Origin of the sequence: Nocardia sp. NPDC046473 (genome assembly GCF_040645995.1) — a bacterium.
Classification (GTDB): Bacteria; Actinomycetota; Actinomycetes; order Mycobacteriales; family Mycobacteriaceae; genus Nocardia.
Genome location: NZ_JBEYZJ010000003.1, coordinates 711288 through 735039, shown reverse-complemented (window position 1 = coordinate 735039; position 23752 = coordinate 711288). Strand labels below are relative to the sequence as shown.

The following is a 23752-nucleotide window of genomic DNA, read 5'->3' as shown; positions in this document are numbered from 1 at the left end:
TCTCCTCGTTCAGGTGGGGTGGGGTGTCAGCCGTCGAGCGTCCAGCGGAACCGATTGCCCGTCGCGTCGTGCAGCACGACCTTCGGCGGGATCGGTAGGTCATGGAAGGCGGATTCGTTCGAATCCATTTGGTAACCGGCGGTATTGGGGTAGATCAGCAGGTCGCCCACCGCGGCGGCGCGGGGCAGCGGGACGCGTCGCCAGCTGAGCATGTCGGAATCCAGGCAGGTGGCGGCGCCGACGGTGGTCGGGGTCGGGGTGCCGGGGCGCGCGGGCCACAGCAGCGGGTCGGGTAGGTATTCGCTGTCGAACCACTGCTCGGACAGGCTCAAACTCGTGCCGTCGACGGTGAGCAGGCAGTACGGCGCACCGTCCGTGTGCCGGATCTTGCTGCCCTGTACCCGGAAGACGGTGAACCCGGCGTGCGCGAGCAGCGCGCGGCCCGGCTCGATCGCCAGCCGGACGGTGTGGTCACGCAGCCGTTGTGCGAGTCCGTCGTGCGCGAGGATCGTGGCGAGCATGGCTGGGCCGGGGGCCGGAAAGTGATAGGGGTAGTACGAGTCGAACGACTTGCCCGAGTGGAACCATCGCCGGTCGACGTGTTCGGTGAACTGCGCCCACGCCGCGGCCGGCACGTAGTCGACGCCGAAGCCGCCGCCGATCGACAGCGTGGTGGCGGGATGGCCGAGGGTCCGCGCGTGCAGACAGCGGGCGATCAGCTCGCGGGCCGACTCGGCCCGTGCCACGGCGTCGTAGCCGGACAGGTGAAAGCTGAAGCCCTCCAGGCGGATCGATTCGCGGCCGGCCAACGCGGTCAACGCGTGGTCGACCTCGGTGTCGGTCATCCCGAACCGGCTGGCCGACGCGGCGGGCAGCACGCGGAGCATGATCCTGGCCGGTGCGGCCGAGGTGCCGAGGGCGGCAAGCCGTTCGAGTTCACCGAGGTCGTCGACGGCGATCAGTGCACCGTGCCGGGTGGCCAGCCAGAGCAGGTCGTCGGACTTCGCGGGCCCGGTCACCATCAGTTCGGTGCCGCGAACGCCTTGTGCGAGTGCGGCTGTCAACTCTCCGGTACTGGAAACATCCACGCCGGCGCCGTTTTCCGCGCAGGCGCGCACGACGGCGGCGGACTTGTTGGCCTTCTTGCCGTAGTAGATGACGCCGTCGATCCCCGCCTGCTCGAACACCGCGCGGAACCCCTGGATATTGCGGCCCACCCGCGGCGGATACATCACGTGGAACGGCCCGCCCACGGCAAAGCCGATGTCGCCCAGCAGATTCGGGTCGTCGAGCGCGCGGCTTTCCCACTCGTCCAGGTGCGCCGGGACCGGGGCGGCGCTGATCGAATCGCGCGTCACCCCGGCCCCGCCGACGTCTAATCCCACAGGGGCACCTCCGTGCCACGGCCCTCCGCGATGGCTCGCTCGGCGAGCGCGTGCGCGACCGCGATGTCGGTCAGCACGAGCCCGCTGTTGTAGACGAAGATGCGCTCGTCGTCCGAGCGCCGCGCGACCGCGCTACGGGTGAGGATCTGCGGCAACTCGGCGTCCACCGCGCGCAGCTTTCCGTCCGGCCCGACCATATCGGTACCGGTCAACGCCATTTGCGCAGCGCTGGTGGCGATCACCCGATCCGCGTCGATCAGGGTCGAGGGAGCCAGGCCGTAGCCGACCAGCACCACCGTCGAACCCGGTGCGAGATCACTGGATTCGAGCGCCACCTCGGTGCCGGGGCCTGCGGTGGCCAGCACCACGTCCGCGGTGGCCGCGGCGACCTTCGGGTCCTCGACCGTTTCGAGCAGCGCGTGCGGGTGGTGCTCGGCGAGCTGCCGGTGCACCGCGTCCAGCCCTTCCGGATGGGTGCCGTACAGCATCAGCTTGCGCAGCTGCGGGTTCGCGGCGAGCAAGTGCGGCAACGCGTTTCGGCCCTGGGTGCCGGTGCCGATCAGCAGCACGCTCTCCGCGCCGCGGCGGACGGTCTCGCGCACCAGCAGCGCCGACACCGCCGGGGTGCGCAGCGCGCCGACCCTGGAGCAGTCCATCATCGCGATCGGCGCGCCCGTGCTGTCGTCGTAGAGCGTGATGGTCGTGTAGTAGCGCTTGGTGCTGCGATCGTGCCCGGGGTCGAACTTGTACGACGTCTTCATCGCGACCACGCGGCGGCGACCGTCGCGGCCCAGCATCGCGTAGGACACCGACGAGCCGTCCGGATTGGCGACGCTGAGTTTGCGTGGGTTGTCCGAATCGCCCGCGGCGAACGCCAGATACGCGTCTTCCACCGCGCGCACGACATCGCCGGGCGTGATCGGCACGCCCGCCAGATCGCTGCGGCTCAGCACCCGTAACGGGGTGCTTCGGTCACGGATGTTCAAAGGATCCTCGATCATGTGCTGCTTCCCGCTCTATCGTCACGGGCTGGTTCGCCCGGTGTCCTTCCGTACGGGCTGGATCGCAGCCGCCGGACCCGAATGCGGAATGCACTGCTGCTCGGAACGGGGCGACGATCCGTTGCCCGTATCCATTCTCATCGGCCTCTTCGGCCCGCCGCGGTCGATCAGGCAGGCGAACGTTCACCCGCTTCAGCCAGCGATCGGTGCCGTCATAGCGCGCGATGAACGGTACTCGACCATGCACCGCGACGTCGTTGTCTACCAGCAAGACCTCGCCGGGCGCCAGTGCGGCGGTGACACAGACGCGTTCGAGTTCGGTGGTGAGCTTGGCGTAGGCGGCGCGGAAATCGGCATCGGCGTCGTCGAGTGGGGTGTAGGCCGGGTCGTAGCGCAGCGTCGTCTCGTCCGGGCCCGCCGAGCTCCACAGCGTCGGGAGCGGCGCGGCCGAAAACCGTTCGTGCCCAGCGCCGTACGAGACGTCGGGCAGGATCGGCAGGGTCGGCGTGCTGAGCAGCCGCCGCTGGTCGGCGGTTAGTTCGACCCGCCGCACCGAGGACACCGTGGTGCCGACCATGTCCGGATTGCGCAGGCAGCCGAGCATCAGCAGATTGGCGCGTTCGGGGTGGAAGGCGTCCTCGGAGTGCGGGCTGAGCAAGGTCTTGCTGCTCGCGCCGGACTGTTCGTGCTCGTGGCCGGGCGAGGGCAGGATGTTGTTGACCAGCCGTCCGCCCTGCTGGCCCTGCCAGCCGAAAGGCTCACCGGCGGAACGGGCGAGTAGCAGCATGACCAGGTCGAGCTCGAAAGAGTGGGCGCGCAGGGCGGCGGCGCCGCTCCATTCGGCGGCCTCGCGCCAGCTGGGCGGGGTCGGGCCGAATTCGTCATCGGTGAGCGGGAGCCTGCTCACGATGGTCGCGCCCGCCGCGGTGGCGGGCGGTCGCATGGTGCGGCTGACGTCAGCGGGCAGTTCGGTGACTCTGGCGTCGATCTGCGCGATCAGGGCCGGATCGGTCAGCGTGGTGGCCAGCGCGGCGGCGTCGTGCCGGGTCGTATCCAGTGCGGCAGATATCTCGCGCGCGAACTCACGCACCGCACGCCCGGCGGCGGCGGGCAGTTCGCGGCGTTCGATATCCAGTGGGTGAAGCGTCTTACGTTCGGAGAGAACGCCTTTCACCGAGGGAGTCCCTTCTTCGCATCGTTCGAAAGAGCAGGAGTGACGTCGATGTGCGAAGTTATCCGGTCTGGCCGCGTTAAGCAAGGCTTACCTAAGCGAGTCTGCCAAAAATAGCAGAAACGAATAAATACGAGGAAGTCTCACTCGATCCGCAGTGGCGTGGTCCTCAATCTTTTAGGCTAGCCTGTCCTGATCGTATCGGCGGTTGCGTCAGCGGATCGTCTACCGCGCGAAGGTGTTTGTCCAGGAAGAAGGCGGCGTAATGACTTTGAATCGGCGGCAGCTCCTGCAGTCGGGACTCGGGATCGGGGCGGTGATCTTCGTCGCCGCGTGCTCGAAAGACACCGAGTCGACCGGGCCCGCGCAGCGCGGCGGCACCTTGCGGGTCGGCGCGCTCGGCACGGCGGCGCGGGCCGAACGCGATCCGCACGCCAACCTGAGCAACGACAGCGACTTCCTGATCACCTCGCTGGTGTACGACGCACTCACCACCCCCGGTGGTGACCCGAATGTAGCGCCGCGCTTGGCAACTCGGTGGGAGTCGGACGCGGAACGTAAGCGCTGGACCTTCACCCTCGCCGACGGTGCGACCTTCCACGATGGCAGCCCGGTCAGCTCCGACGACGTGGTGTGGTCGCTGCGCAGGCTGCGCACGGTCGGCGGCGCATCGAAAATGCCTGTCGCGGTGGACGACATCACCGCCGACGGTCCGAATCGGGTGGTGCTCACCGTGCCGGAGCCGAATACCCAGCTGCCGCTGCTGGTCCGGCTGATGACGTTCACCGTCAAGAAAGACACCACCGACTTCACCAAAGCCATTGGCACCGGGCCGTTTCGGCTCGAGTCCTACCAGGGTGGCAATGCCAGGCTGGTGCGTAACGAGCACTGGCACGCAACCGCGCCGCTGCTCGATGCCATCGAGGTCACCATGTTCGAGAGCGTGACCGCGCTGGGCAATGCCGTACTCGGTGGGCAGATCGACCTCGCCTCGAACGTCGGCGCGATCGCGGGCCGAACCGCCGAGGGGCGCGGCGACCTGCGGGTGGTACGGCGCGCCGACGACACCATGCTCGGCGTCGCGATGCGCGCCTCGGACGGGCCGTTCGCCGATGCCAGGGTGCGCACCGCGCTCCGCCTCGGCGTCGATCGAAACGCATTGGTGAACCAGGTGCATTCGGGCTACGGCAAAATCGCCAACGACATTCTGGGCACCGCCGACCCGATGTACGACAAGACCATCGCGCAGCGCACCCGCGATATCGACCGCGCGAAAGCGCTGCTGCGCGAAGCCAATTTCGATACCGGTCGCACGTATCCGCTGGTGACCAAGGCGGAGGCGCCGGGCGAGGTCGAATCGGCGAAGGTCATCGCGACTCAGCTGGCCGATATCGGGGTCCGCCTCGACGTCGTCACCCAGGAGTCGAACGCCTTCTACGACCAGACCTGGTTGAAGGCGCCGCTGTACACCGTTTCGTGGGGCACCAATGACTCGGCGCTGTTCTACGCGAAGAATCTGATGTCCAGCGGTTCCAACCGCAACGAAACCGATTTCAAAGACGCGGCATTCGACGCCGCCACCACGAAAGCCTTGGCAGCGCAGAGCGACTCGGACTACGCGCAAGCCTGCCGTGAGGTGCAGCAGATCGAGCACGATCGCGGCGGTTACCTGGTGTGGGGCATGGCCGACGGCATCGACATCGCGTCCGCCCGCGTGCACGACCTGCCCACGCTCGGCGGCTTCGCCAGAGTGCAGCTGGAACGAGCTTGGTTGGCGGGGTGATCCCGTTCGCGCGCCTGCTCGTCCGGCGCCTCGCCCTGCTGATCGTCCTGCTGGCAACGGTGTTCGTGGTCGTCGACCTGCTGCCCGGCAATACGGCGCGGGCGGTGCTCGGGCGGGACGCGACGCCGAATCAGATCGCGGCGAAAGAGCGCGAACTCGGCCTGGATCATCCACTTCCGCAACGCTTCTGGGACTGGATCTCCGCGGTGCTGACCGGCGACTTCGGTCACACGGCGCGCGGACGTTCGATCAATGAGTTGCTTGTCGACAAGTTCCCGCCGACCCTGCTGCTCGGCGGGCTCGCGTTGACGCTGACCGTGGTCGCATCACTGCTGCTGGGTCTCTGGTGGGCAGGGCGGCGCGTGGCACCGGAGGTGCCGATTACGTCGTTGATTCGGCAGGGCGCGGTTCGGTTGCTACAGCCCACGACGACCATTGCCGCGGCGATCCCGGAATTCGTGGTTGCGACGCTCTTGATCCTGGTGTTCGCCCTCGCCGCCGGTTGGTTGCCTGCCGTCACCATCACCGATCGCTCCGGCTTTCCGGCGAGTCCCGACATGCTTGTGCTGCCGGTGCTTGCGCTGGCCATCCCGCAGATCGGGTGGAACACCAGGGTCGTGCGCGCGGCAATGGTGGATGCGGCACAGGCGCCGCATGTGGAAAGTGCTGTGCTGGACGGCATTTCCACCCGCGCCGTGTTGCTGCGGCACGTACTGCCGTTCGCGCTGCCCACTATCGTGGCGAGCTTCGCGACCACGGTCGGGATGGTGCTCGGTGGATCGCTCGTGGTGGAGACCATCTTCAACTATCCGGGTCTCGGCGCTCTGCTCGCCGGTTCGGTGGCAGATCGCGACGTGTCGTTGATCGCCTCGGTGGTCGCGCTGTCCGGTGCGGTCATCATGTGCATGCTCGCGGTTGCCGATGGAATCCGCGCCTGGTCGTTGCGGGGGCGTGGATGACACAGCTATCTGCGGCCTCGGCAGCGGTACGGGCGAATCGCCTTCGAGTGCAACGCCTTCGGCTGTTGACGGTGCTGCCCGCCGTGCTGGTGACCCTGCTCGCGGTGCTCGGTCCCGCGCTGGCGCCGCACGCGGCCGAGACCCCGGTCGGGATCCCGTTCGGCCACGGCGGTGCCGATGCCTGGTTCGGTACCGATCGGCTGGGTCGCGACGTGCTGAGTCAATTGCTATACGGCGGTTGGGGTCTGCTGCTCTTGGCCGCCGTGATCGCGGTGGCGGTGACCGCTCTGTCGTGTGTGCTCGGCACGATCGCCGCGCTACGACCGCGGGTCGGTAGGTCGATCGAGCTCGCCACGGACTTCGTCATGCTGCTGCCCGCCGTGCTCGGCATCCTGCTGGTGCTGACGTCGTGGCCGGATGCGGGTGTCTACGGGCTGTTCGTCGTCGCCCTGCTCTTCGGGATCCCATACTGCGCAAGGCTTTTCGCTGCAGCCGCCGCAGGTGTCGCCGCCTCCGGCTATGTCGAGGCCGCCCAAGCCAGCGGTGAGACGCTGCCGCACTTGGTTTTCCGTGAGGTGATTCCGAACCTTCGTGAAGTGATCGCTGCCCAGCTCGGCCTCCGCTTCGTCGAAGCGGTCTACCTGGTCAGCACCGCCTCGTTCCTGCAACTGCCGACCACCCTCGGCGCGAGCAACTGGGCGGTCATGGTGCGGGAGAACGCCTCCGGAATGCTGCTCAACCCCTGGGCGGTGCTCGCGCCGAGCCTGGCCATCGCAGTCGTCGCGGTGAGCGTGAACCTGGCCGTGACCGCATTCGGACGCGGGGAGCGAGCATGAGCGAATGTCGCACGCAGCCGTCGCTTTCGCTCATCGCGGTGCCCAAAGTCGACGAGGTCGAGGCGTGAGCGCACAGGCGGCACCCTGGCTCCACGCACGTCAGACGATGGCCTGCTATCGAGAGGAGTTGCGGTGAGCGACCCGGCCCTCGAGCTCGACACACAAATCGATGGCGCAACGACGAGTCCACAGCATGGTGCGGATGTCCCACCGACCGGCGCGGACAGCAGGGCAGCGGGACTCGGTGATGGTGGCGCGGGGCAGTCCGTGCCGGTAGTGGTCGACCAGTTGTCGATACGTGCTTCGACGGGTCTGGAGTTGTTCGGGCCAACCAGCTTCCAGATCGCGGCGGGGCAGATCACCGCGCTTACCGGGCCTTCCGGCTCGGGCAAGACAACGCTGATGCGTGCGCTACTCGGTCAGCTGCCGACAGGTGGTTCCCACAGCGGCTCGGTCTCGGTCGCGGGCCACGATGTGTTCGAGCTCGATCTCGGTGCCCGGCAGCGGTTCCGGCGGACGCATGTCGCTTACGTCGGGCAAGACCCTGGGTCCGCCCTCAATCCGCTGATGCGAGTACACGGACTGCTGCACGAGGTCGCCCGGCACGTCTCTCGTGACACAGTCATCGAGACCCTGGAACTGGTCGGCCTCGCGGCGGAGCATCTGCGCCGCCGCTCCGGCGAACTCTCCGGCGGCCAGCAACGCCGAGTCGCCTTGGCCCGCGCCCTGATCCGCCGGACCGGTGTGCTGATCCTCGACGAACCCCTCGCCGGTCTACACGGCGCTCTGCGCACCGACATCGCTCGTCTGCTGACCGAGATCGCCGCCGAACGTTCCACCGCGATCCTGCTGTCCGGGCACGACACGGTCACCGTGCACGCGATGGCGGACAACGTGATCGAACTCGGCACTGTAGTTGCGGTCGCGCCTCGCGGAGTCGATCGCCGCAAAGGTCCGCCTACGGCCGCGCCGCCATTGATCGACGACTCGACGAAATCCGATTCGCCAGTGGGCTTTCCGACCCGGTCCGCAGCGGCGAGCGACGCAGCCGGATCGCCGGTCAGCGAGCAATCCGTGCCGGTGATCGACAATTCAGCGGAACCTGAGTCGCCAGCGGAATTCCCGGTCGCGGACACGGTTAGCGCCGGAGACGCAATATCGGTCGGCGACGAGTCGCGACCTGGGCGCGTCTATGGGCCGGCCGATCCGCGCCAGGATGACCCGTCAGCCGGGACCGCCGTTCCACTCTCGTTGCGTGCCAAAGGTATCGGTGCCTCGATCGATGATCGTGCAGTCCTCTCCGGAATAGACCTCGACCTCGCACCGTCCGCAGCGCTCGCGATCGTCGGCGTCTCCGGCGCGGGTAAGACGACACTTGCCCGAGTGATCGCGGGCCTGCACCGCTCGGCGACGGGACTACTCGAGCTACACGGAGCACCGATTCCGATCACGAACCGTGGACGAGCCGCCAATGGCAGCAACGGCATTCAGCTGGTCACCCAGAATCCACGATCCGCACTCAACCCGCGCCGGACCGTCGCACAGACCCTCGGCCGCCCGCTGCGCCGCATCGGCGGCGTGCCGAGACGCCAACTCGCACAGCGGGTCAACGAACTACTCGCCTCGGTTGAGCTGACTCCTGAACTGGCAGGCCGATACCCACACGAACTGTCCGGCGGCCAACGCCAACGAGTCGCCCTGGCCCGCGCCCTCGCCGCCGAGCCCGCCGTCCTCATCTGCGACGAGATCACCTCCGCCCTGGATCACGCCACCGCCACATCGATCATGACCCTGCTGGATCGCATCAAGTCCGACCGCGCCATGGCCCTGCTGGTGATCAGCCACGACATGTCCCTGGTCGCCGCGCACTGTCCCCGCATGGTCGTCCTCGAGCACGGCCGAATCGTCGAATCCGGTGAGACGCGCGCCATACTCGCAAACCCGGCGCACACCGCGACGCGCGCGCTGCTCGGCTGAATTCCGCGAGGTACTGCGCCGCACCTGGATGATAGGTGGGGTGCTCCTCAAGAAGACCGGCGCTTTGGCTGCCGTCATGGTGACCCTCGCGCTCGCCGGTTGTGGGATCGACCGCGATCTCCCACCGATCCCCGAGGGCATCCCGCCCGGCCCCGGCACCCCGCTGCCGGTTATAGACCTGGACGGTCCGGGGCGAACAGCGATTCAGTTACGCGGCTGGGCCGAAGAACAGGCAGACCGGATGGCCATTCCGCCGGTCGCCCTGGAGGCCTACGGCTACGCGGCGGCCGTCCTGGCCAGGGCAAAGCCGGAATGCGGCATCGCATGGACGACCATTGCGGGCATCGGCAGCGTGGAGAGCAAGCACGGCTCGCACGGCGGCTCGCGGATCGACGAGGACGGCACGGTGCGCCCGCCGATCATCGGCATCCCGCTCAACGGTGCACCCGGCGTTGCCCTGGTCAAGGACACCGACGGCGGTGCGATGGACGGCGACCCGGAGTTCGATCGCGCGATCGGCCCGCTGCAGTTCATCCCGGAAACCTGGAAGCGCTGGGGCGTCGACGCCAACGGCGACGGCGTGGCCGACCCGCAGAACATCGACGACGCGGCCCTCACCGCGGCCCGCTACCTGTGCGCCAGCGGCGGCGACCTGACCTCTGAGCAGGGCTGGCAGAAGGCGCTTCTCACCTATAACCAGTCCAGCAGTTACCTGCTGACCGTGCGCGACCGCGCCGCGGCGTACAGCGTCGGCCGCCGGGTATGACCTGCTCCACCGGAGTGCCGGTTACCCGCCCAGCTCAGCGGACGCTAGGCTCGCAGCGCACGGCAATTTCCGTAATACCCACCGTGCCTGCAGCCTAAGGAGTGTCGTTTTCGTGGCCATCATCGAACAGGTCGGAGCTCGCGAGATCCTGGATTCTCGCGGCAACCCCACTGTCGAGGTCGAGATCGCCCTCGACGACGGCACCCTGACCCGGGCCGCCGTGCCCTCCGGCGCGAGCACCGGCGAGCACGAGGCCGTCGAGCTGCGTGACGGCGGCGAACGCTACGGCGGCAAGGGCGTACAGAAGGCCGTCGAGGGCGTGCTCGACGAGATCGCGCCGGCCGTCATCGGCCTGGACGCGGTCGAACAGCGCACCGTCGACCAGGTGCTGCTCGACCTGGACGGCACCCCGGACAAGTCCCGTCTCGGCGCGAACGCCCTGCTCGGTGTCTCGCTCGCGGTGGCACGCGCCGCCGCCGAGTCCTCCGGTCTCGAGCTGTTCCGCTACCTGGGTGGCCCGAACGCACACGTGCTTCCGGTGCCGATGATGAACATCCTCAACGGTGGCGCGCACGCCGACACCAGCGTGGACGTGCAGGAATTCATGGTCGCCCCGATCGGCGCGCCCACCTTCAAGGAGGCGCTGCGCTGGGGTGCCGAGGTGTACCACGCGCTGAAGGCGGAGCTGAAGGCCAAGGGCCTGTCCACCGGTCTCGGCGACGAGGGCGGCTTCGCGCCCGACGTGGCGGGCACCCGTGAGGCGCTCGACCTGATCAGCGTCGCCATCGGCAAGACCGGCCTGAAGCTGGGCAGCGATGTCGCGCTGGCGCTCGACGTCGCGGCCACCGAGTTCTACACCACGGGCAGCGGCTACAAGTTCGAGGGCAGTGTCCGCACCGCCGCCGAGATGACCCAGTTCTACGCCGACCTGCTCGGTTCCTACCCGCTGGTCTCCATCGAGGACCCGCTGTCGGAGGACGACTGGGACGGCTGGGTCTCGCTCACCGACGAGATCGGCGAGAAGATCCAGATCGTCGGCGACGACCTGTTCGTCACCAACCCGGAGCGCCTCGAAGAGGGCATCGCCAAGGGCGCCGCGAACGCGCTGCTGGTGAAGGTCAACCAGATCGGCACGCTCACCGAGACTTTGGACGCCGTGGAGCTCGCGCACCGCAACGGCTACAAGACGATGATGAGCCACCGGTCCGGCGAGACCGAGGACACCACCATCGCCGACCTCGCGGTCGCGGTGGGCAGCGGCCAGATCAAGACCGGTGCGCCTGCGCGCAGCGAGCGGGTTGCCAAGTACAACCAGCTGCTGCGCATCGAGGACGCGCTCGGTGACTCCGCGCGGTACGCGGGTGATGTCGCGTTCCCGCGCTTCGCATTCGAGGGTTAGTAAACAAGGGATCGCTATGACGGAGCGACGTGCGCGTGGAACCAGTCCAGCCGGGCGTGGGGACCGCCGCACGTCGCGTTCGGCGAGCTCGCGGCCCAAGGCCGGATCCGATACGGAGACGGCCGCCAGGCCCGCCGCGGTAAAACGCACTGCGCGCAGGCGATCCGACGCCAAGGTAGCCGAGCCACAGAAGGTCGGCCTGCGCAGCGCCGGCCATGGCAACGACAAGCACGACCGCACCATCCTTGGCCTGTCGACGGGCAAGGCGGTGATCCTGGCCATCGTGGTGTGCGCGCTGGCGCTCACTTTGGCTGTGCCGATGCGCACCTACTTCACCCAGCGGGCCGAGGCCGCGCAGCTGCACCAGCAGCGCAAGGACCTGGAGTCCGATCTGGCGCGGCTGCGCGATCGCCGTGCGCAGCAACAGGATCCGGCCTACATCCGGTCCGAGGCGCGCGACCGGCTGCGGCTGGTGCTGCCCGGCGAGACCCCCTACATCGTGCAGGTGCCCGGCATGGAGGCCGCCGCCCCGCCCACCGCGGTGACCAGGTCTCGGGAGCCCGACCCCTGGTACACCGAGCTGTGGCGCAGCATTTCCGAACCACAACCCGCCCCAGCGGCCGACAAGGCAGCACCACCCGCACCGCCCGTCGTGCCGCCGCCAGGACCGGAAGGACCCAGGTGACACCGAACGACCAGGATCTCGCGATCATCGCCACGCAGCTCGGCCGCGAACCGCGCGGCGTGCTCGCCGTCGCCTATCGCACCCCGGACGGGATCCCGGCCGTCGTGAAAACCGCGCCGCGCCTGCCCGACGGCACGCCGTTCCCCACCCTGTACTACCTGACCGACCCGCGGCTCACCGCCGAGGCCAGCAGGCAGGAATCCGCGGGCGTGATGCGCGAGATGACCGAACGGCTCGGCAGCGACCGGGAGTTGGCCGCCGCCTACCTTGCCGCGCACGAGAGCTACTTGGCCGAGCGCAACGAGATCGAGTCGCTGGGTACCGATTTCACCGGTGGCGGGATGCCGGAGCGAGTGAAGTGCCTGCACGTGCTCATCGCGCACGCGCTGGCCAAGGGGCCGGGCGTGAACCCGTTCGGCGACGAGGCGGTGGCGCTCGCCGCCGACAACGGGTTGCGCGGCACCGCGATTCCGGCCGACTGGCCGAAGTACGAGCAGATCGACGTGCGGGAAAGCGGAGCACAGGCATGACTGATCGGGTAGCCGCCGTCGATTGCGGGACCAACTCCATCCGACTATTGATCGCCGACGTGCTCGATGACGGCACGTTGGCCGACGTGCACCGCGAGATGCGGATCGTGCGGCTCGGCAAGGGCGTCGACGCGACCGGCTCACTGCAGCCGGAGGCGATCGAACGCACCAGGGTCGCGCTGGCCGATTATGTTGCGCTGATGCGGAAGACGGGTGTCACCCGGGTGCGCATGACGGCCACGTCGGCCACCCGTGACGCGTCCAACCGCGAGGACTTCTTCGCCATGGCCCGCACCGAGCTGGGCACCGTGGTGCCCGGTGCGGAGGCCGAGGTCATCTCCGGCGACGAGGAGGCGCGGCTCTCGTTCGCCGGTGCTATCGGCGAACTGTCCAGCGAGGCGGGGCCTTTCGTGGTGGTCGACCTCGGCGGCGGCTCGACCGAGCTGGTCTTCGGTGACAGCGACGGCGTGCAAGCCGCGTTCTCCGCCGACATCGGCTGCGTCCGGATCACCGAACGCTGCCTGCCCGGCGACCCGCCGACCGCCGAACAGATCAGCGCGGCAAGGGAATTCGCCGCCGAGCGACTGGCCGAAGCCTTCGCTCGCGTGCCTGTCGAAGGCGCGCACACCTGGGTCGGTGTCGCAGGCACGATGACCACCCTGGCGGCCGTCGCCCTCGACCTCCCCGAATACGACTCGGAGAAGGTTCATCTCACCCGCCTGACCCTGGATCAGCTTCGCGCCGTGTGCGATCGGCTGATCGCGATGACGCACGACGAGCGTGCCGCCCTCGGCCCGATGCATCCCGGCCGCGTCGACGTGATCGGCGGCGGTGGCGTCATCGCGGAGGTCCTTGCCGATGAATTGTCCCGTCGCGCAGGCATTTCCGAGATCGTCGTCTCCGAACACGACATCCTCGACGGCATCGCGCTCTCCATCGCGTGACGCTCGTCTAGTCGGACTTGCCTTCACGTGCTCGACCGGTGACCAAATCGGCCAGCCTGGACAGTGATTCCTTGTTGCGCGGTGCGAGCACCTGCGTCTGAACCAGGTCGGGGACCAGCGCCGCCGGGCCGCTGATCGCGCGTTCGAACATGCGGATCCGGGTGCGGTCGGGCGTGATCTCTGCCAGCTCCAACCGAATCCACGCCGAGCCGACCGGCCACAGTCGCGCCTCCAGTTCGAGCATCCGCGGCGGGTCCACCTCGCGGACCCTGGTGGTGTCGGACAGGTTCAGCGGCCACGGGCCGACGCTGTGGTGGATGCGGGTGCCGACGGCGGGCCAGCCGGGGTCGACGTCGCGAATGTGCGAGGCGCCGACCACCCACAGCGGGTACAGCCAGCCGTCGGCCAGCACCGCGAACGTGTCCGCGACCGAGGCGGGCACCGTGATTTCTACCGGATCCATCCGTGCGTCACTTTCGTCGTCTTGCCGGACTGTCGTGGCCGGGACCGCGCGTGGCGGACCGTTCTCCGGGTGCCCATCCAGGGCCTGAAGAAACGCTGCGATATGAAGTCTGGCACGATCCGCTACCGTGCGCGACGCTGCGATGATCTTCGAGATTTGGGCGTTGATGCCGAAGAATCGTCGCAAACATGGGAAGGTCTGAGGATGTCGGAAGTAAAAACGGCTGATTCACCGATTGCCGGACGGACCATCTTCGGTCACCCCATCGGACTGACCAACCTTTTCGGAGTCGAGCTCTGGGAACGGTTTTCCTACTACGGAATGGTCAGCATCCTCGGGTACTACCTGTACTACTCGGCGACCGACGGCGGGCTCGGGCAAGACCAGAGCACCGCGTTCGGCATCGTCGGCGCTTACGGTGGCCTGGTCTATCTGTCCACGGTGCTCGGTGGCTGGATCGCCGACCGGCTGCTCGGCATGGAACGGACCGTGTTCTACGGCGGCGTCGTGGTGATGGCCGGGCATATCGCGCTGGCCGTGCTGCCGGGCATGCTCGGGGTCGGCGTCGGCCTGGTGCTGGTCGCGCTCGGCAGCGGTGCGCTCAAGGCGAACGCGTCCTCGCTGCTCGGCACGCTGTACGACAAGGGCGACGCGCGCGCGGACGGCGGATTCACCCTCTTCTACCTCGGCATAAACCTCGGCGCGTTCAGTGGCCCGCTGCTCACCGGCCTGCTGCACGACCACCTCGGCTTCCACTACGCGTTCGGCGCCGCCGCGATCGGGATGGCACTCGGCCTGATCCAGTACGCCGTGTTCCGGCGCAATCTCGGCACGCACGGCCGCGAGATACCGAACCCGTTGCCGCGCACCGCCATCGGCCCGATCGTCGGCCTGCTCGCCGTCGTGGCGGTGGTGGTCGCCGCGGCCTTCCTGACCGGCCTGGTGACGCTGGACAACCTGCCCGACGTGACCACCGGAGTCATCGCGGTCGCCGCGGCAATCTACTTCGTCGTCATGCTCACCAGCGCCAAGGTGACGCCGATCGAGCGAAGCCGAGTGCGCGCGTTCATCCCGCTGTTCATCGCCAACGCGGTGTTCTGGTCGCTGTTCCAGCAGATCTTCACCGTGCTCTCCGGCTATTCGGACAACCGGATCAACTGGAGCCTGTTCGGTTGGACCGCGCCGTCGAACTGGATCAGTTCGGTCGAGCCGGTCTGGATCATCACGCTGTCACCGCTGTTCGCGATCATGTGGACCAAGCTCGGCTCGCGCGCGCCGAGCACGCCGCGCAAATTCGCGCTCGGCGTGATCGGCATGGGACTGGCGTTCATGCTGTTCGTGCCGCTGTCGTTCATCAACGGGCAGCACGTTCCGATCCTGCTCATCGTCGTCGTCATGGCCGGTTTCGCGGTCTCGGAATTGCTGCTCTCACCCATCGGTCTTGCGGTCACCACCCAGCTCGCACCGGAAGCTTTCCGGGCACAGATGATGGCGCTGTACTTTTTCTCGGTTGGCATCGGCACCTCGATGTCGGGTACTTTGGCCCGGTTCTATGACCAAGACCACGAAATCGCCTACTTCGGTATCACCGGCGCTGTCGCGGTCTGTGCCGGACTGGTCGTGGCCGCCATCGCACCACGGATCAGCAAGTACATGGAGGGCGTGCATTAGCCTGCCCCCGGGCCATAGACAGCTCGACAGCACGATCAGAGGTAGAGGAGAAGGTGTGGCGATCCGTAAGCCGGACGACGCGACAGAACAGGGCCCGGCTCGGTGGGGCGGGTTGTTCCGCACCAAATCCGTCGAGCAATCGATCAAGGACACCGACGAGCCGGACTCCAAGCTCCGCAAGGATCTGACCGCGTGGGACCTCACGGTCTTCGGCGTCGCGGTGGTGATCGGCGCGGGCATCTTCACGCTCACCGCACGCACCGCGGGCAATGTGGCCGGGCCGTCGGTCTCGCTCGCGTTCGTCTTCGCCGCGATCGCCTGCGGGCTGACCGCGCTCTGCTACGCCGAGTTCGCGTCGACGGTTCCGGTGGCGGGCAGCGCGTACACGTTCTCCTACGCCACCTTCGGTGAGCTCGTCGCGTGGATCATCGGCTGGGACCTGATCCTGGAATTCGCGCTGGCCACCTCGGTCGTCGCCAAGGGCTGGTCGCAGTACCTCGGTGAGGTGATGGGCACGACGCCGATCGTGCACATCGGCTCGGTGTCCTTCGACTGGGGCGCGGTGCTGCTGATCGCAATCCTCGCCGTGCTGCTGGCGACCGGGACCAAGGTGTCCTCGCGGGTGTCGGCGGTGGCGGTCGCGATCAAGCTGGCCGTGATCGCGCTCGTGCTGATCGTCGGCATCAGGTACTTCAAGTCGGAGAACCTGACCCCCTACATTCCACCGTCGCAGCCCAGCGAATCGAGTGACGGGCTGCGCCAATCGCTGTTCTCCTTCCTGACCGGCGCCGGGCACACCAGCTTCGGCTGGTACGGCCTGCTCGCCGCGGCCAGCCTGGTGTTCTTCGCGTTCATCGGCTTCGACGTGGTCGCGACCACCGCCGAGGAGACCAAGAACCCGCAGAAGGCGGTGCCGCGCGGCATCCTCGGCTCGCTGCTGATCGTCACCATCCTGTACGTCGCGGTGTCGCTGGTGCTCACCGGCATGGTGCCCTACACCGAGCTGTCCGGTGACAACGCCACGCTCGCAACGGCTTTCGCGATTCACGGCGACACCTGGGTGAAGAACATCATCTCGGTCGGTGCGCTCGCCGGGCTCACCACGGTGGTCATGGTGATGTTCCTCGGGCAGACCCGGGTGCTGTTCGCGATGTCGCGGGACGGGCTGATGCCGCGGAAGCTGGCGCACACCAGCAAGTTCGGCACGCCGGTGCGGATCACCGCGATCGTCGGTGTGGTCTGCGCGGTGCTGGCCGGCTTCGTCGACTTCGGCACGCTCGAGGAAATGGTCAACATCGGCACGCTGTTCGCGTTCGTGCTGGTCTCGGTCGGCGTGCTCATCCTGCGCCGCACCCGCCCCGACCTGCCGCGCGGGTTCCGCGTTCCGCTGGTGCCCGTCGTGCCGATTCTCGGCGTGCTCGCCTGCTTCTGGCTGATGCTGAACCTGTCGGTGGAAACCTGGCTGCGGTTCATCATCTGGATGGCCCTCGGCTTCGTCATCTACTTCGCCTACAGCCGCCGTCACTCGGTGCTGCGCAACACGCCTGCGGAGTAAGTGCATGGCTCACGCCGGTGAAGCGTGCCCTCGACGCTCTGTCGCGGGCACGCTTCGTGCGTTGGTGCGCGGGTAGCGTGACGAACGTGTCGCAGCGGGAGCTCGTCGTCCTCGGGACTGCCAGTCAGGTGCCGACCAAGCAGCGCAATCACAATGGATATCTGCTGCGGTGGGAGGACGAGGGGGTGCTGTTCGATCCGGGGGAGGGGACGCAGCGGCAGATGACCTACGCCGGGGTGTCGGCGACCGACATCACCCGGATCGCGATCACCCATTTCCACGGCGATCACAGCCTCGGGTTGGCCGGCGTGGTCCAGCGGATCAATCTCGATCAGGTGCCGCACCCGGTCGACGTGTGCTTTCCCGCCTCGGGCGCCGAGTATTACGACCGGCTCGTCAACGCCACCTCGTACTATCGGCGGGCCGAATTGCGCCCGCGTCCTATCGATTTGCCGGGCCCGGTGGACTTTCCCGGCGCGCCGTTCGACGTTACGGCGGTTCCGCTGTCCCACCCCGTCGATACCTTCGGCTACCGACTCACCGAACCACCCGGCCGTCGCGTCCTGCCGGACCGCCTACGCGCCTACGGACTGAGCGGTCCGATCATCACGCAGCTACAGCAGCGGGGCCACGTCGAAATATCAGGTCGCACCATCACTCTCGACGAGGTCAGCGAACCGCGCCCAGGCCAGAGCTTCGCCTTCGTCATGGACACCCGCCTCTGCGATGGCGTCCACGAACTAGCCGCCGACACCGACATGCTCGTCATCGAGGCCACCTTCCTCGACGCCGACGCCCGCCTGGCCGCCGAATACGGCCACCTCACCGCAGGCCAAGCCGCCCGCATCGCAGCCGACGCGGGCACCCGCACGTTAGTCCTCACTCACTTCTCCCAGCGCTACCGCGATCTCTCCGACCACCTGGCCGAAGCCCGCCAGCACTTCCCCGGCACCATCCACATAGCCACCGACCTGACCCGAATCCCCCTGCCGCCCAGGCGATAACACCCACCCCCGAAACACCCCATCCCCCGTGTACCTTTTGGTCAACTGCCCGACATTTTCCAGGAGGATGCCGACACGTTGCACAGCTTGAACAGTCGGAATTCCGGTACACCCGTACGACTCGGTACGCTGTCCCGGACGCCCCCATAGCCCAATTGGCAGAGGCAGTGGACTTAAAATCCATCGAGTGTCGGTTCGAGTCCGACTGGGGGCACGTACAGCATCCACAACCTGCACGTCAGGGCGATGGCCGGGCGGGCCTGTTGTGGATGTCATGTTGCCGACGGTCGTGGCTGCGTGGGCGATGGCGGGGACGTGGTCGGCGGGCAGTGTGATGGTGATGGTGGCCCGGGTGGCGTTGTCGTGCAGCTGAATCGAGAGCTGGGTGATCTCGAACAGGCGCTGCAGCAATTTCTGCGGTGCGGTTGCGAGGTTGAGCCTGAGATAGGGGAGGGCGTCCAGTAATGCGATGTCTGCATCGGCGGGTCGACCGGGCTCGGCCCGATCGGCAGCGTCGAGTTGAGCGATGCCGCTGACTGCGGTCAACTTCGCAGCCTCCAGTTCGTTGTAGGTGTCGCGGAGGGCCTTGGTGAACGGGTCATCCTGGTCGCCGTCTTGTGCTTGGCGCAGAACCGAGTTCTGACGGCGAGTCAGGTCCTCCACGGTTCGTTGGAGCCGTTCGTGGTCGGCTCGTCGCTGTCTTGCGGTTCGGTCGTCGATCCCGGCGATGTCTGCGGCGAGCAGGTCCTGGCGGTGTGTGCCGAAGACGCGATCGGCGTAGAACTGCGACACCGCGTCGAGAACGGCGTCTTCACGGAGGTAGATCGTCTTGGGGTGACCGGCGTATTTGTCGGGTCGTCCCCGGTTGTTTCCGCGCGGCCAGCATCGGTAGTAGATGTTCGCGCCACGCTCGGTACCGTCCATACGCCTTGAGCATTCGCAGTGAAGTCTGCCTCGGAATCGATAGCCATGAGTGGTCAGCGGGTGCGAATTCTTGCCGCTACGGTCTCGGGATCCGCGTCGAGCTTGGCGGCGGCCGATTAGGTCGTCGTACATCCACTTGGGGATCAGGGGTTCATGCGCGGGTTCGGTGGACCACACCCACTTCACAGGATCGTTGACTTTACCGCGCCGGGAGCGGGATGCTCGGCGGTTGAATACCTGATAGCCGGTGTACTTCGGATTCGACAAGATCTCGTACACGCTGGTCTTGCCCCATGCATGGCGTGCCCGGCTCGCGACAGTCGGCTGCGGAGGCGGGTATCTGATCGGGTCCGCGTTGAGCCGCTCGGCGATGGTGTCGTAGCCCAGGCCCTCGTAGTAGCGCCACTCGGCTATCCGTGTCACGGTCTCACCGCGAGTTCCGTCGGGTTCGAGTCGTGTCTTGGTCAGTCCGCGAGCGGCTTTCATCGGGTTCGGATGCCGGAATGACTTCGCCTTGTACCCGTAGGGCGGTTTGCCGATGTTCCAGCCCTCCCGCACATGGGTGCACGACCCGCCCCAGGACTGCTCCAGCGTATTGAGGACTTCGTACTCAGCGACCGACTGATTGATGCGACGCTGCAGGATCCGCTGCGCGCGACTGCCGCTGATCGTAATCGGTTCGTTGGCCGCGAACAGCGGCACCTCGGCCCTTTCGAGTTCCCGCTCGATCGACAGACCTTCATACGTGCGACGAGCAACACGCGAGACGGCCTCGCAGATCACGACGTCGAACCTGCGATTGGGGTGCCTGGCTTCATCGAGCAGATCTGCGATGCCGCCGTCGCGTGCAATCGGGATATCGAACCGCTCGTAGTCAGTTCCTTTTCCGCGTTCCTCCAACTCCATGCGGCCGGACTCGACATCGTAGTAGTGCGCCACGATCACCCAGGACTCTGGAAGCGCTGTCTTGGAGTTGCCGAGTTGGCGAAGGATCGATTGCCGCGGGTCCTGTTGATCCTCGGTAGAGGTTCGGGCCAGGAAAGCTACCCGTACTTCATCCCGCAGCAGCGCTACCGGCATACCAAGTGGAGAAACGGCGTAGTCCGACAATCCCGATGGCCCTGACGCCGGTGCCGCACCCGATGGCAGCGATCGATATGTCAGCGCCGGTGCCGGTGGATTGACCGTAATGTCGTTCTCGTTCATGCCGCTTTCCCCTCATCCTGGAATTGTCCGCCCTCTTGTTCCCTGGCAGCCCATGCAAGTAATTCGTCGATAATCTCGGCAAATTGATTGCGCAATCGGTCTGCTTCGGATCCATGAATAGTGATAATTCGACCAGCGAACTGACAATGGTGCCGATGGTTGTTCAATTTCTGATCGTATATCCATACCGGACCATAATCCGATTTTCGCGCGATACCGTCACGGCCGCCATCAGGAGCTTCATTCGAGCAGCACCTCCGATCACCGTCTTCCTCATTTTCGCTGTTATCGGTGCCGCAGAGACGGGCAGGGGGCGGCGTCGACGCTTCGCCTGTGCTCATAAGTGACTCCCGAGGGACCGCGAGCTGATCACAGGCGAGTTCTCGATCACTGCGGCGGGAGTAGACCTTGCGTCCCAGCCTGAAGAACGCGTGCACATCGCCGATGCGCAGCCGGTAGCGCAGCGCGCCGAGGGGGGCTCGTATTGCTCGGCGACCTCGCGCACGGTCAACCGATCGTCGCGGCCGTTGATGTGCGCGCTCTCGTCCTTGGCCTGCTTGATGTTGCGCTCCTGCATGGGGTTGCCTCCTAGGTGCTCGGAGTTCAGAGTTCGGGGCACTTAGGAGTTGCAGCGAGCACCCCCGTTTCCGACATTGCAGCCCGGACTAGATTCCGACGATATGGAGATGACTCGCCGTCGCAGTCGAAATAGCGGATCGTGATGAACCTCTCGGAGGTGGAAGGCGGTTCCTAGAGCCGGGCTGTGTTCGGAGTTAAAGTCAAACGTGAGTCACATCCTGTGCACTCATTACGTGCGAACGACCCGACTGCGATCACGACGAGGTGACGAGGTGGTACGTCTGCTCAACTCGGCCCGGCATCTGATCGTCATTGCCGCGCTGACCGGGTGTGTGCCCTTCGTGACGTTCCCGACTTCTTACGCTGGGCCGCTCGCCCCGGTCTGTGCGTTGCCCAGCTCGGGCAGCCAATTCCAGTCCGTACCACCGCAAGAGCAATCCTTGGATCCGAGCGTGGTCCAGCAAGCGATCGACTATGCGACCTCCCACCTGCGGGTGTCGGTGCAGATTTTCCGCAACAATTGCCGGGTCGGGGCCGGATCGCTCGAGCAGGCGATCGAGGCGATTCCTTTACCGGTATGGAGCTCGGCGAAGTCGATCGTGTCCTTGCTGACCGGCATCGCCGCCGAGCGCGGTCTGCTCGCCATCGATGATCCGATCGGAAAGTACCTGCCCGCCGGACCCGCCTGGGGAGACGAAGCCCATCGCGCCATCACGATTGGTGATCTGCTGACTCAGACGTCGGGACTGCGGCAGTCGATCATCAGTGAGGCCGCGTCGGTGCTATCGGACCCCGACATCGCCCAGGAAGCACTCGCTCAGCCACTGGACCACCCGCCCGGCACGCATTTCGTCTACGGCCAGCGCCCAGTGGACCTGCTCGCCTTCATCGTGGGGCAGGCAGTCGGTCAAGACCTGCAAACTTTCGCGCAGGACAACCTATTCGGACCTATCGGAATCCCCGCAGACACCTACATCTGGTTGCGGGACCGCGCCGGTAACAGTTATGGATCCTCGAACCTGATGATGACCGCGCCCCAGTACGCCAAACTCGGCCTCATGGTCCAGAACGGCGGTGTCTGGAACGGGCACCGGGTGCTGTCGGAGCACTATCTGCGCCAGGCAGCCGAACCCACCCTCACCAACGGCTGCTACGGCTACCTGTTCTGGACCAACCGCGGCCAGTCGTGCACCAGCGCCGCCTTTCCCTCTCCAATGACGGTGGCGCACAGCATGATCCCGAGCGCGCCCGCCGACCTGTTCGCCATGGTGGGTTTCCTGCACCAGAACAACTTCATCGTCCCCAGCCTGCATATGACCGTCACCTGGATCGGCGCCCTCGGCGACACCGCCCCCGACATCGCCACCCTGCTCAGCGCCGACCCCGGCACCTCCGACCTCTACTACAACTTCTTCCGCATCCTCACGCGCGCAGTCACCGACACCCACATCCCAGACCCCGGCCCCTATCAACCCCCACCGATGAATCCCAGCTTCAACCCGCTCAACTTCGGCGACCCCTCGGTTCTACTGACAGACCTGTTCCCCAACAACACCTGCAACATTCTCGCCTGCAACAGCCAGCCAGCCCGATAACGTCCGTGCCCGCGCACAGCCCCGGATGTTCCAGAGGCGTTGGTGGCCGACCCTCTGAGGCCGGCCACCATACGCGCTCGGATCGCGTGATATGCGGCATGAGCGCATACTTGAGTGAGCTAGAGCCAGCTCCATCGGGCGGTTGGGTTCGCGTTGAGGCTATCCGCACCAAAGCGAGTCTGACCAACAGTTCGTCGCAGGCCAAACAGCGCAGGCAGCTCGCTCAGCAAGGACGCGAACTGCAAATGCGAAAGACTGGTCGGATCGCATCACCGCCGAGTATGTGCAGTGTTTCAAGGCAAGTGGCTGCCGAAACCGATTCGCGATGCGACAATGATTCGGCTCAGCGTCGGCTGGATGAGGTGTGTGGGATGACGGAAGACGGGGATTCTCCGGCGGAGCCGCATGACGCTAAGCAGGCTGGGGGCGGCTCGCTGTACTCGGAGGTTCTAAAGGCCGTCGTGGTCAAGCTGCGCAGCGAGGAGTACCTGTTCGTCGTAGCGATAGCGGTCATATTGCTCGTGGGTGCGCTAGGTGCAGGTACTGGGAACGTTAGGTTCGGGGTTCTGACAATTGCCGTCGGCCTCCTTTCGGTGTTTGTGCTCGTGTGGCAGCTAGTTATTCGGGTAAGAAGGGATGCCGTCAGCACGCCGAAGACTCTTGACCTATCGCTTCGTACCCGCCGTCTTTGGGCGCGGATGGCACGGCAGCCGACGCGCGTCGCGCTCGGGCGCTTTGACGAGTTCACGGACTTCGAGAGCGGCGGTCTGGTCGGGGTGGGCGACGCGCTTGCCCTGCGCGAATTCTCATCGTTCTTCACCGCCTTGCAGCTGCCAGAGTTCGATGTTGGCGATGATGAGCCTCGGGGCAATGAGTTCAAAGCGAACCAAATCACGCTTGGCAGCGCAGACGTCAACCGTCTTACGGAGAAACTTGCAGAGCGGCTGCACGTCACGATTCATTACGACGGTCCGCGGCACTCGCGCCTTGACGAGTGGGATGACTGCTTGATCGTGAGGGCGCCGAATCCCTGGAATAAAGCAGCATGGGTCATCATAATCGCCGGAAGCTATGGCCTTGGCACGCTGGCCGGAGCGCGCTTCGTCATGTCGGATGAGTTTGCGGCCGTTGTACATCGAGTCCACAGTGATGCGTTCGAGTGCCGTATCGAAGTGGAAATCATCAACGGGTCGCCCCTGGCTCCTCGTGTGGTCGCGCTGCAGAAGCTCAGGTAGTTCGACGCGTCTCCGATTTGATGTTGACGCATCATGTATTGACCTCGGCGTCAGCAGAACGCTTATCGCCGCTTCTCCTCTGTG

At 66.3% G+C, this 23752-nt stretch carries 21 protein-coding genes, 1 tRNA gene and 1 pseudogene; 16 read left to right on the top strand and 7 right to left on the bottom strand.

What is annotated here, in order from left to right; translation table 11 throughout:
• Window positions 1-26: 26 nt before the first annotated feature.
• From ABZ942_RS13530 to ABZ942_RS13520, 3 genes are read right to left on the bottom strand one after another with little or no spacing between them, the layout of a single operon-like run.
• Window positions 27-1385: an alanine racemase gene (locus ABZ942_RS13530; RefSeq protein WP_357381531.1), complete on the bottom strand. Its 1359-nt coding sequence runs from the start codon at window positions 1383-1385 to the stop codon at window positions 27-29.
• Window positions 1376-2386, bottom strand: a complete 1011-nt coding sequence (locus ABZ942_RS13525) for an ornithine cyclodeaminase family protein (RefSeq protein WP_357381529.1) — start codon at window positions 2384-2386, stop codon at window positions 1376-1378. Before ABZ942_RS13525 ends, ABZ942_RS13530 begins: the two co-directional genes overlap by 10 nt.
• Complete coding sequence (locus ABZ942_RS13520) at window positions 2358-3560, bottom strand: TauD/TfdA family dioxygenase (protein WP_357381527.1); 1203 nt, start codon at window positions 3558-3560, stop codon at window positions 2358-2360. The genes ABZ942_RS13525 and ABZ942_RS13520 overlap by 29 nt, the downstream gene beginning before the upstream one ends.
• A 262-nt stretch (window positions 3561-3822) precedes the next feature.
• Here ABZ942_RS13520 and ABZ942_RS13515 point away from each other — a divergent pair, with 262 nt between their 5' ends.
• The 9 genes from ABZ942_RS13515 to ABZ942_RS13475 all read left to right on the top strand — a co-directional run bounded on the left by ABZ942_RS13515 (window position 3823) and on the right by ABZ942_RS13475 (window position 13436).
• Complete coding sequence (locus tag ABZ942_RS13515) at window positions 3823-5340, top strand: ABC transporter substrate-binding protein (protein WP_357381525.1); 1518 nt, start codon at window positions 3823-3825, stop codon at window positions 5338-5340.
• On the top strand, window positions 5337-6299 hold the full coding sequence (locus ABZ942_RS13510) for an ABC transporter permease (RefSeq protein WP_357381523.1): 963 nt from the start codon (window positions 5337-5339) through the stop codon (window positions 6297-6299). The genes ABZ942_RS13515 and ABZ942_RS13510 overlap by 4 nt, the downstream gene beginning before the upstream one ends.
• Entirely contained in the window at window positions 6296-7135 is an 840-nt protein-coding gene (locus ABZ942_RS13505; RefSeq protein WP_357381521.1) for an ABC transporter permease subunit, read from the top strand. The genes ABZ942_RS13510 and ABZ942_RS13505 overlap by 4 nt, the downstream gene beginning before the upstream one ends.
• 132 nt (window positions 7136-7267) lie before the next feature.
• Window positions 7268-9112, top strand: coding sequence for an ATP-binding cassette domain-containing protein (locus ABZ942_RS13500; RefSeq protein WP_357381519.1), 1845 nt, complete (start codon window positions 7268-7270; stop codon window positions 9110-9112).
• 76 nt (window positions 9113-9188) lie between these two features.
• The gene (locus ABZ942_RS13495; RefSeq protein ID WP_357381897.1) at window positions 9189-9878 is read left to right on the top strand and encodes a lytic murein transglycosylase; all 690 of its coding nucleotides are present in this window, start codon (window positions 9189-9191) and stop codon (window positions 9876-9878) included.
• A 112-nt stretch (window positions 9879-9990) separates the two neighbouring features.
• Complete coding sequence (eno, locus tag ABZ942_RS13490; protein ID WP_357381517.1) at window positions 9991-11277, top strand: phosphopyruvate hydratase; 1287 nt, start codon at window positions 9991-9993, stop codon at window positions 11275-11277.
• 16 nt (window positions 11278-11293) lie between these two features.
• A complete protein-coding gene (locus ABZ942_RS13485) occupies window positions 11294-11962 on the top strand; it encodes a septum formation initiator family protein (RefSeq protein WP_357381515.1) in 669 nt (222 codons plus the stop codon).
• Window positions 11959-12492 carry a DUF501 domain-containing protein gene (locus ABZ942_RS13480; protein WP_357381514.1) on the top strand — a complete coding sequence of 178 codons (534 nt, stop codon included), beginning with the start codon at window positions 11959-11961 and terminating at the stop codon, window positions 12490-12492. Before ABZ942_RS13485 ends, ABZ942_RS13480 begins: the two co-directional genes overlap by 4 nt.
• The gene (locus ABZ942_RS13475) at window positions 12489-13436 is read left to right on the top strand and encodes a Ppx/GppA phosphatase family protein (protein ID WP_357381512.1); all 948 of its coding nucleotides are present in this window, start codon (window positions 12489-12491) and stop codon (window positions 13434-13436) included. The genes ABZ942_RS13480 and ABZ942_RS13475 overlap by 4 nt, the downstream gene beginning before the upstream one ends.
• Window positions 13437-13443: 7 nt before the next feature.
• Here ABZ942_RS13475 and ABZ942_RS13470 read toward each other — a convergent pair whose 3' ends face one another.
• A complete protein-coding gene (locus ABZ942_RS13470) occupies window positions 13444-13899 on the bottom strand; it encodes an SRPBCC family protein (RefSeq protein WP_357381510.1) in 456 nt (151 codons plus the stop codon).
• A gap of 204 nt (window positions 13900-14103) precedes the next feature.
• Between ABZ942_RS13470 and ABZ942_RS13465 the strand changes: the two genes are divergently transcribed.
• The 5 genes from ABZ942_RS13465 (at window position 14104) to ABZ942_RS13445 (ending at window position 19062) form a co-directional block, all read left to right on the top strand.
• A complete protein-coding gene (locus ABZ942_RS13465) occupies window positions 14104-15570 on the top strand; it encodes an oligopeptide:H+ symporter (RefSeq protein WP_357381508.1) in 1467 nt (488 codons plus the stop codon).
• Window positions 15571-15625: 55 nt separating this feature from the next.
• Window positions 15626-17125 carry an amino acid permease gene (locus ABZ942_RS13460; protein WP_357381506.1) on the top strand — a complete coding sequence of 500 codons (1500 nt, stop codon included), beginning with the start codon at window positions 15626-15628 and terminating at the stop codon, window positions 17123-17125.
• Between the two features lie 86 nt (window positions 17126-17211).
• Window positions 17212-18129: a ribonuclease Z gene (locus ABZ942_RS13455; RefSeq protein ID WP_357381504.1), complete on the top strand. Its 918-nt coding sequence runs from the start codon at window positions 17212-17214 to the stop codon at window positions 18127-18129.
• A 140-nt stretch (window positions 18130-18269) separates the two neighbouring features.
• Window positions 18270-18343, top strand: a tRNA-Leu gene (locus ABZ942_RS13450).
• A gap of 467 nt (window positions 18344-18810) precedes the next feature.
• Window positions 18811-19062, top strand: a complete 252-nt coding sequence (locus ABZ942_RS13445) for a hypothetical protein (RefSeq protein ID WP_357381503.1) — start codon at window positions 18811-18813, stop codon at window positions 19060-19062.
• A 120-nt stretch (window positions 19063-19182) separates the two neighbouring features.
• On the opposite strand, the pseudogene ABZ942_RS13440 reads toward ABZ942_RS13445, so the two are convergent.
• The 3 genes and pseudogenes from ABZ942_RS13440 to ABZ942_RS13430 form a co-directional block, all read right to left on the bottom strand.
• A pseudogene (locus tag ABZ942_RS13440) lies at window positions 19183-19959 on the bottom strand (recombinase family protein); the annotation flags it as partial.
• Window positions 19960-20255: 296 nt separating this feature from the next.
• Complete coding sequence (locus ABZ942_RS13435) at window positions 20256-20600, bottom strand: hypothetical protein (protein ID WP_357381501.1); 345 nt, start codon at window positions 20598-20600, stop codon at window positions 20256-20258.
• On the bottom strand, window positions 20597-20836 hold the full coding sequence (locus ABZ942_RS13430) for a hypothetical protein (protein ID WP_357381499.1): 240 nt from the start codon (window positions 20834-20836) through the stop codon (window positions 20597-20599). Before ABZ942_RS13430 ends, ABZ942_RS13435 begins: the two co-directional genes overlap by 4 nt.
• A gap of 274 nt (window positions 20837-21110) precedes the next feature.
• On the opposite strand from ABZ942_RS13430, the gene ABZ942_RS13425 reads away from it, so the two are divergent.
• Window positions 21111-22433, top strand: coding sequence for a serine hydrolase (locus ABZ942_RS13425; protein WP_357381497.1), 1323 nt, complete (start codon window positions 21111-21113; stop codon window positions 22431-22433).
• A gap of 371 nt (window positions 22434-22804) precedes the next feature.
• Window positions 22805-23668, top strand: a complete 864-nt coding sequence (locus ABZ942_RS13420) for a hypothetical protein (protein ID WP_357381495.1) — start codon at window positions 22805-22807, stop codon at window positions 23666-23668.
• The last annotated feature ends 84 nt before the right edge of the window (window positions 23669-23752 follow it).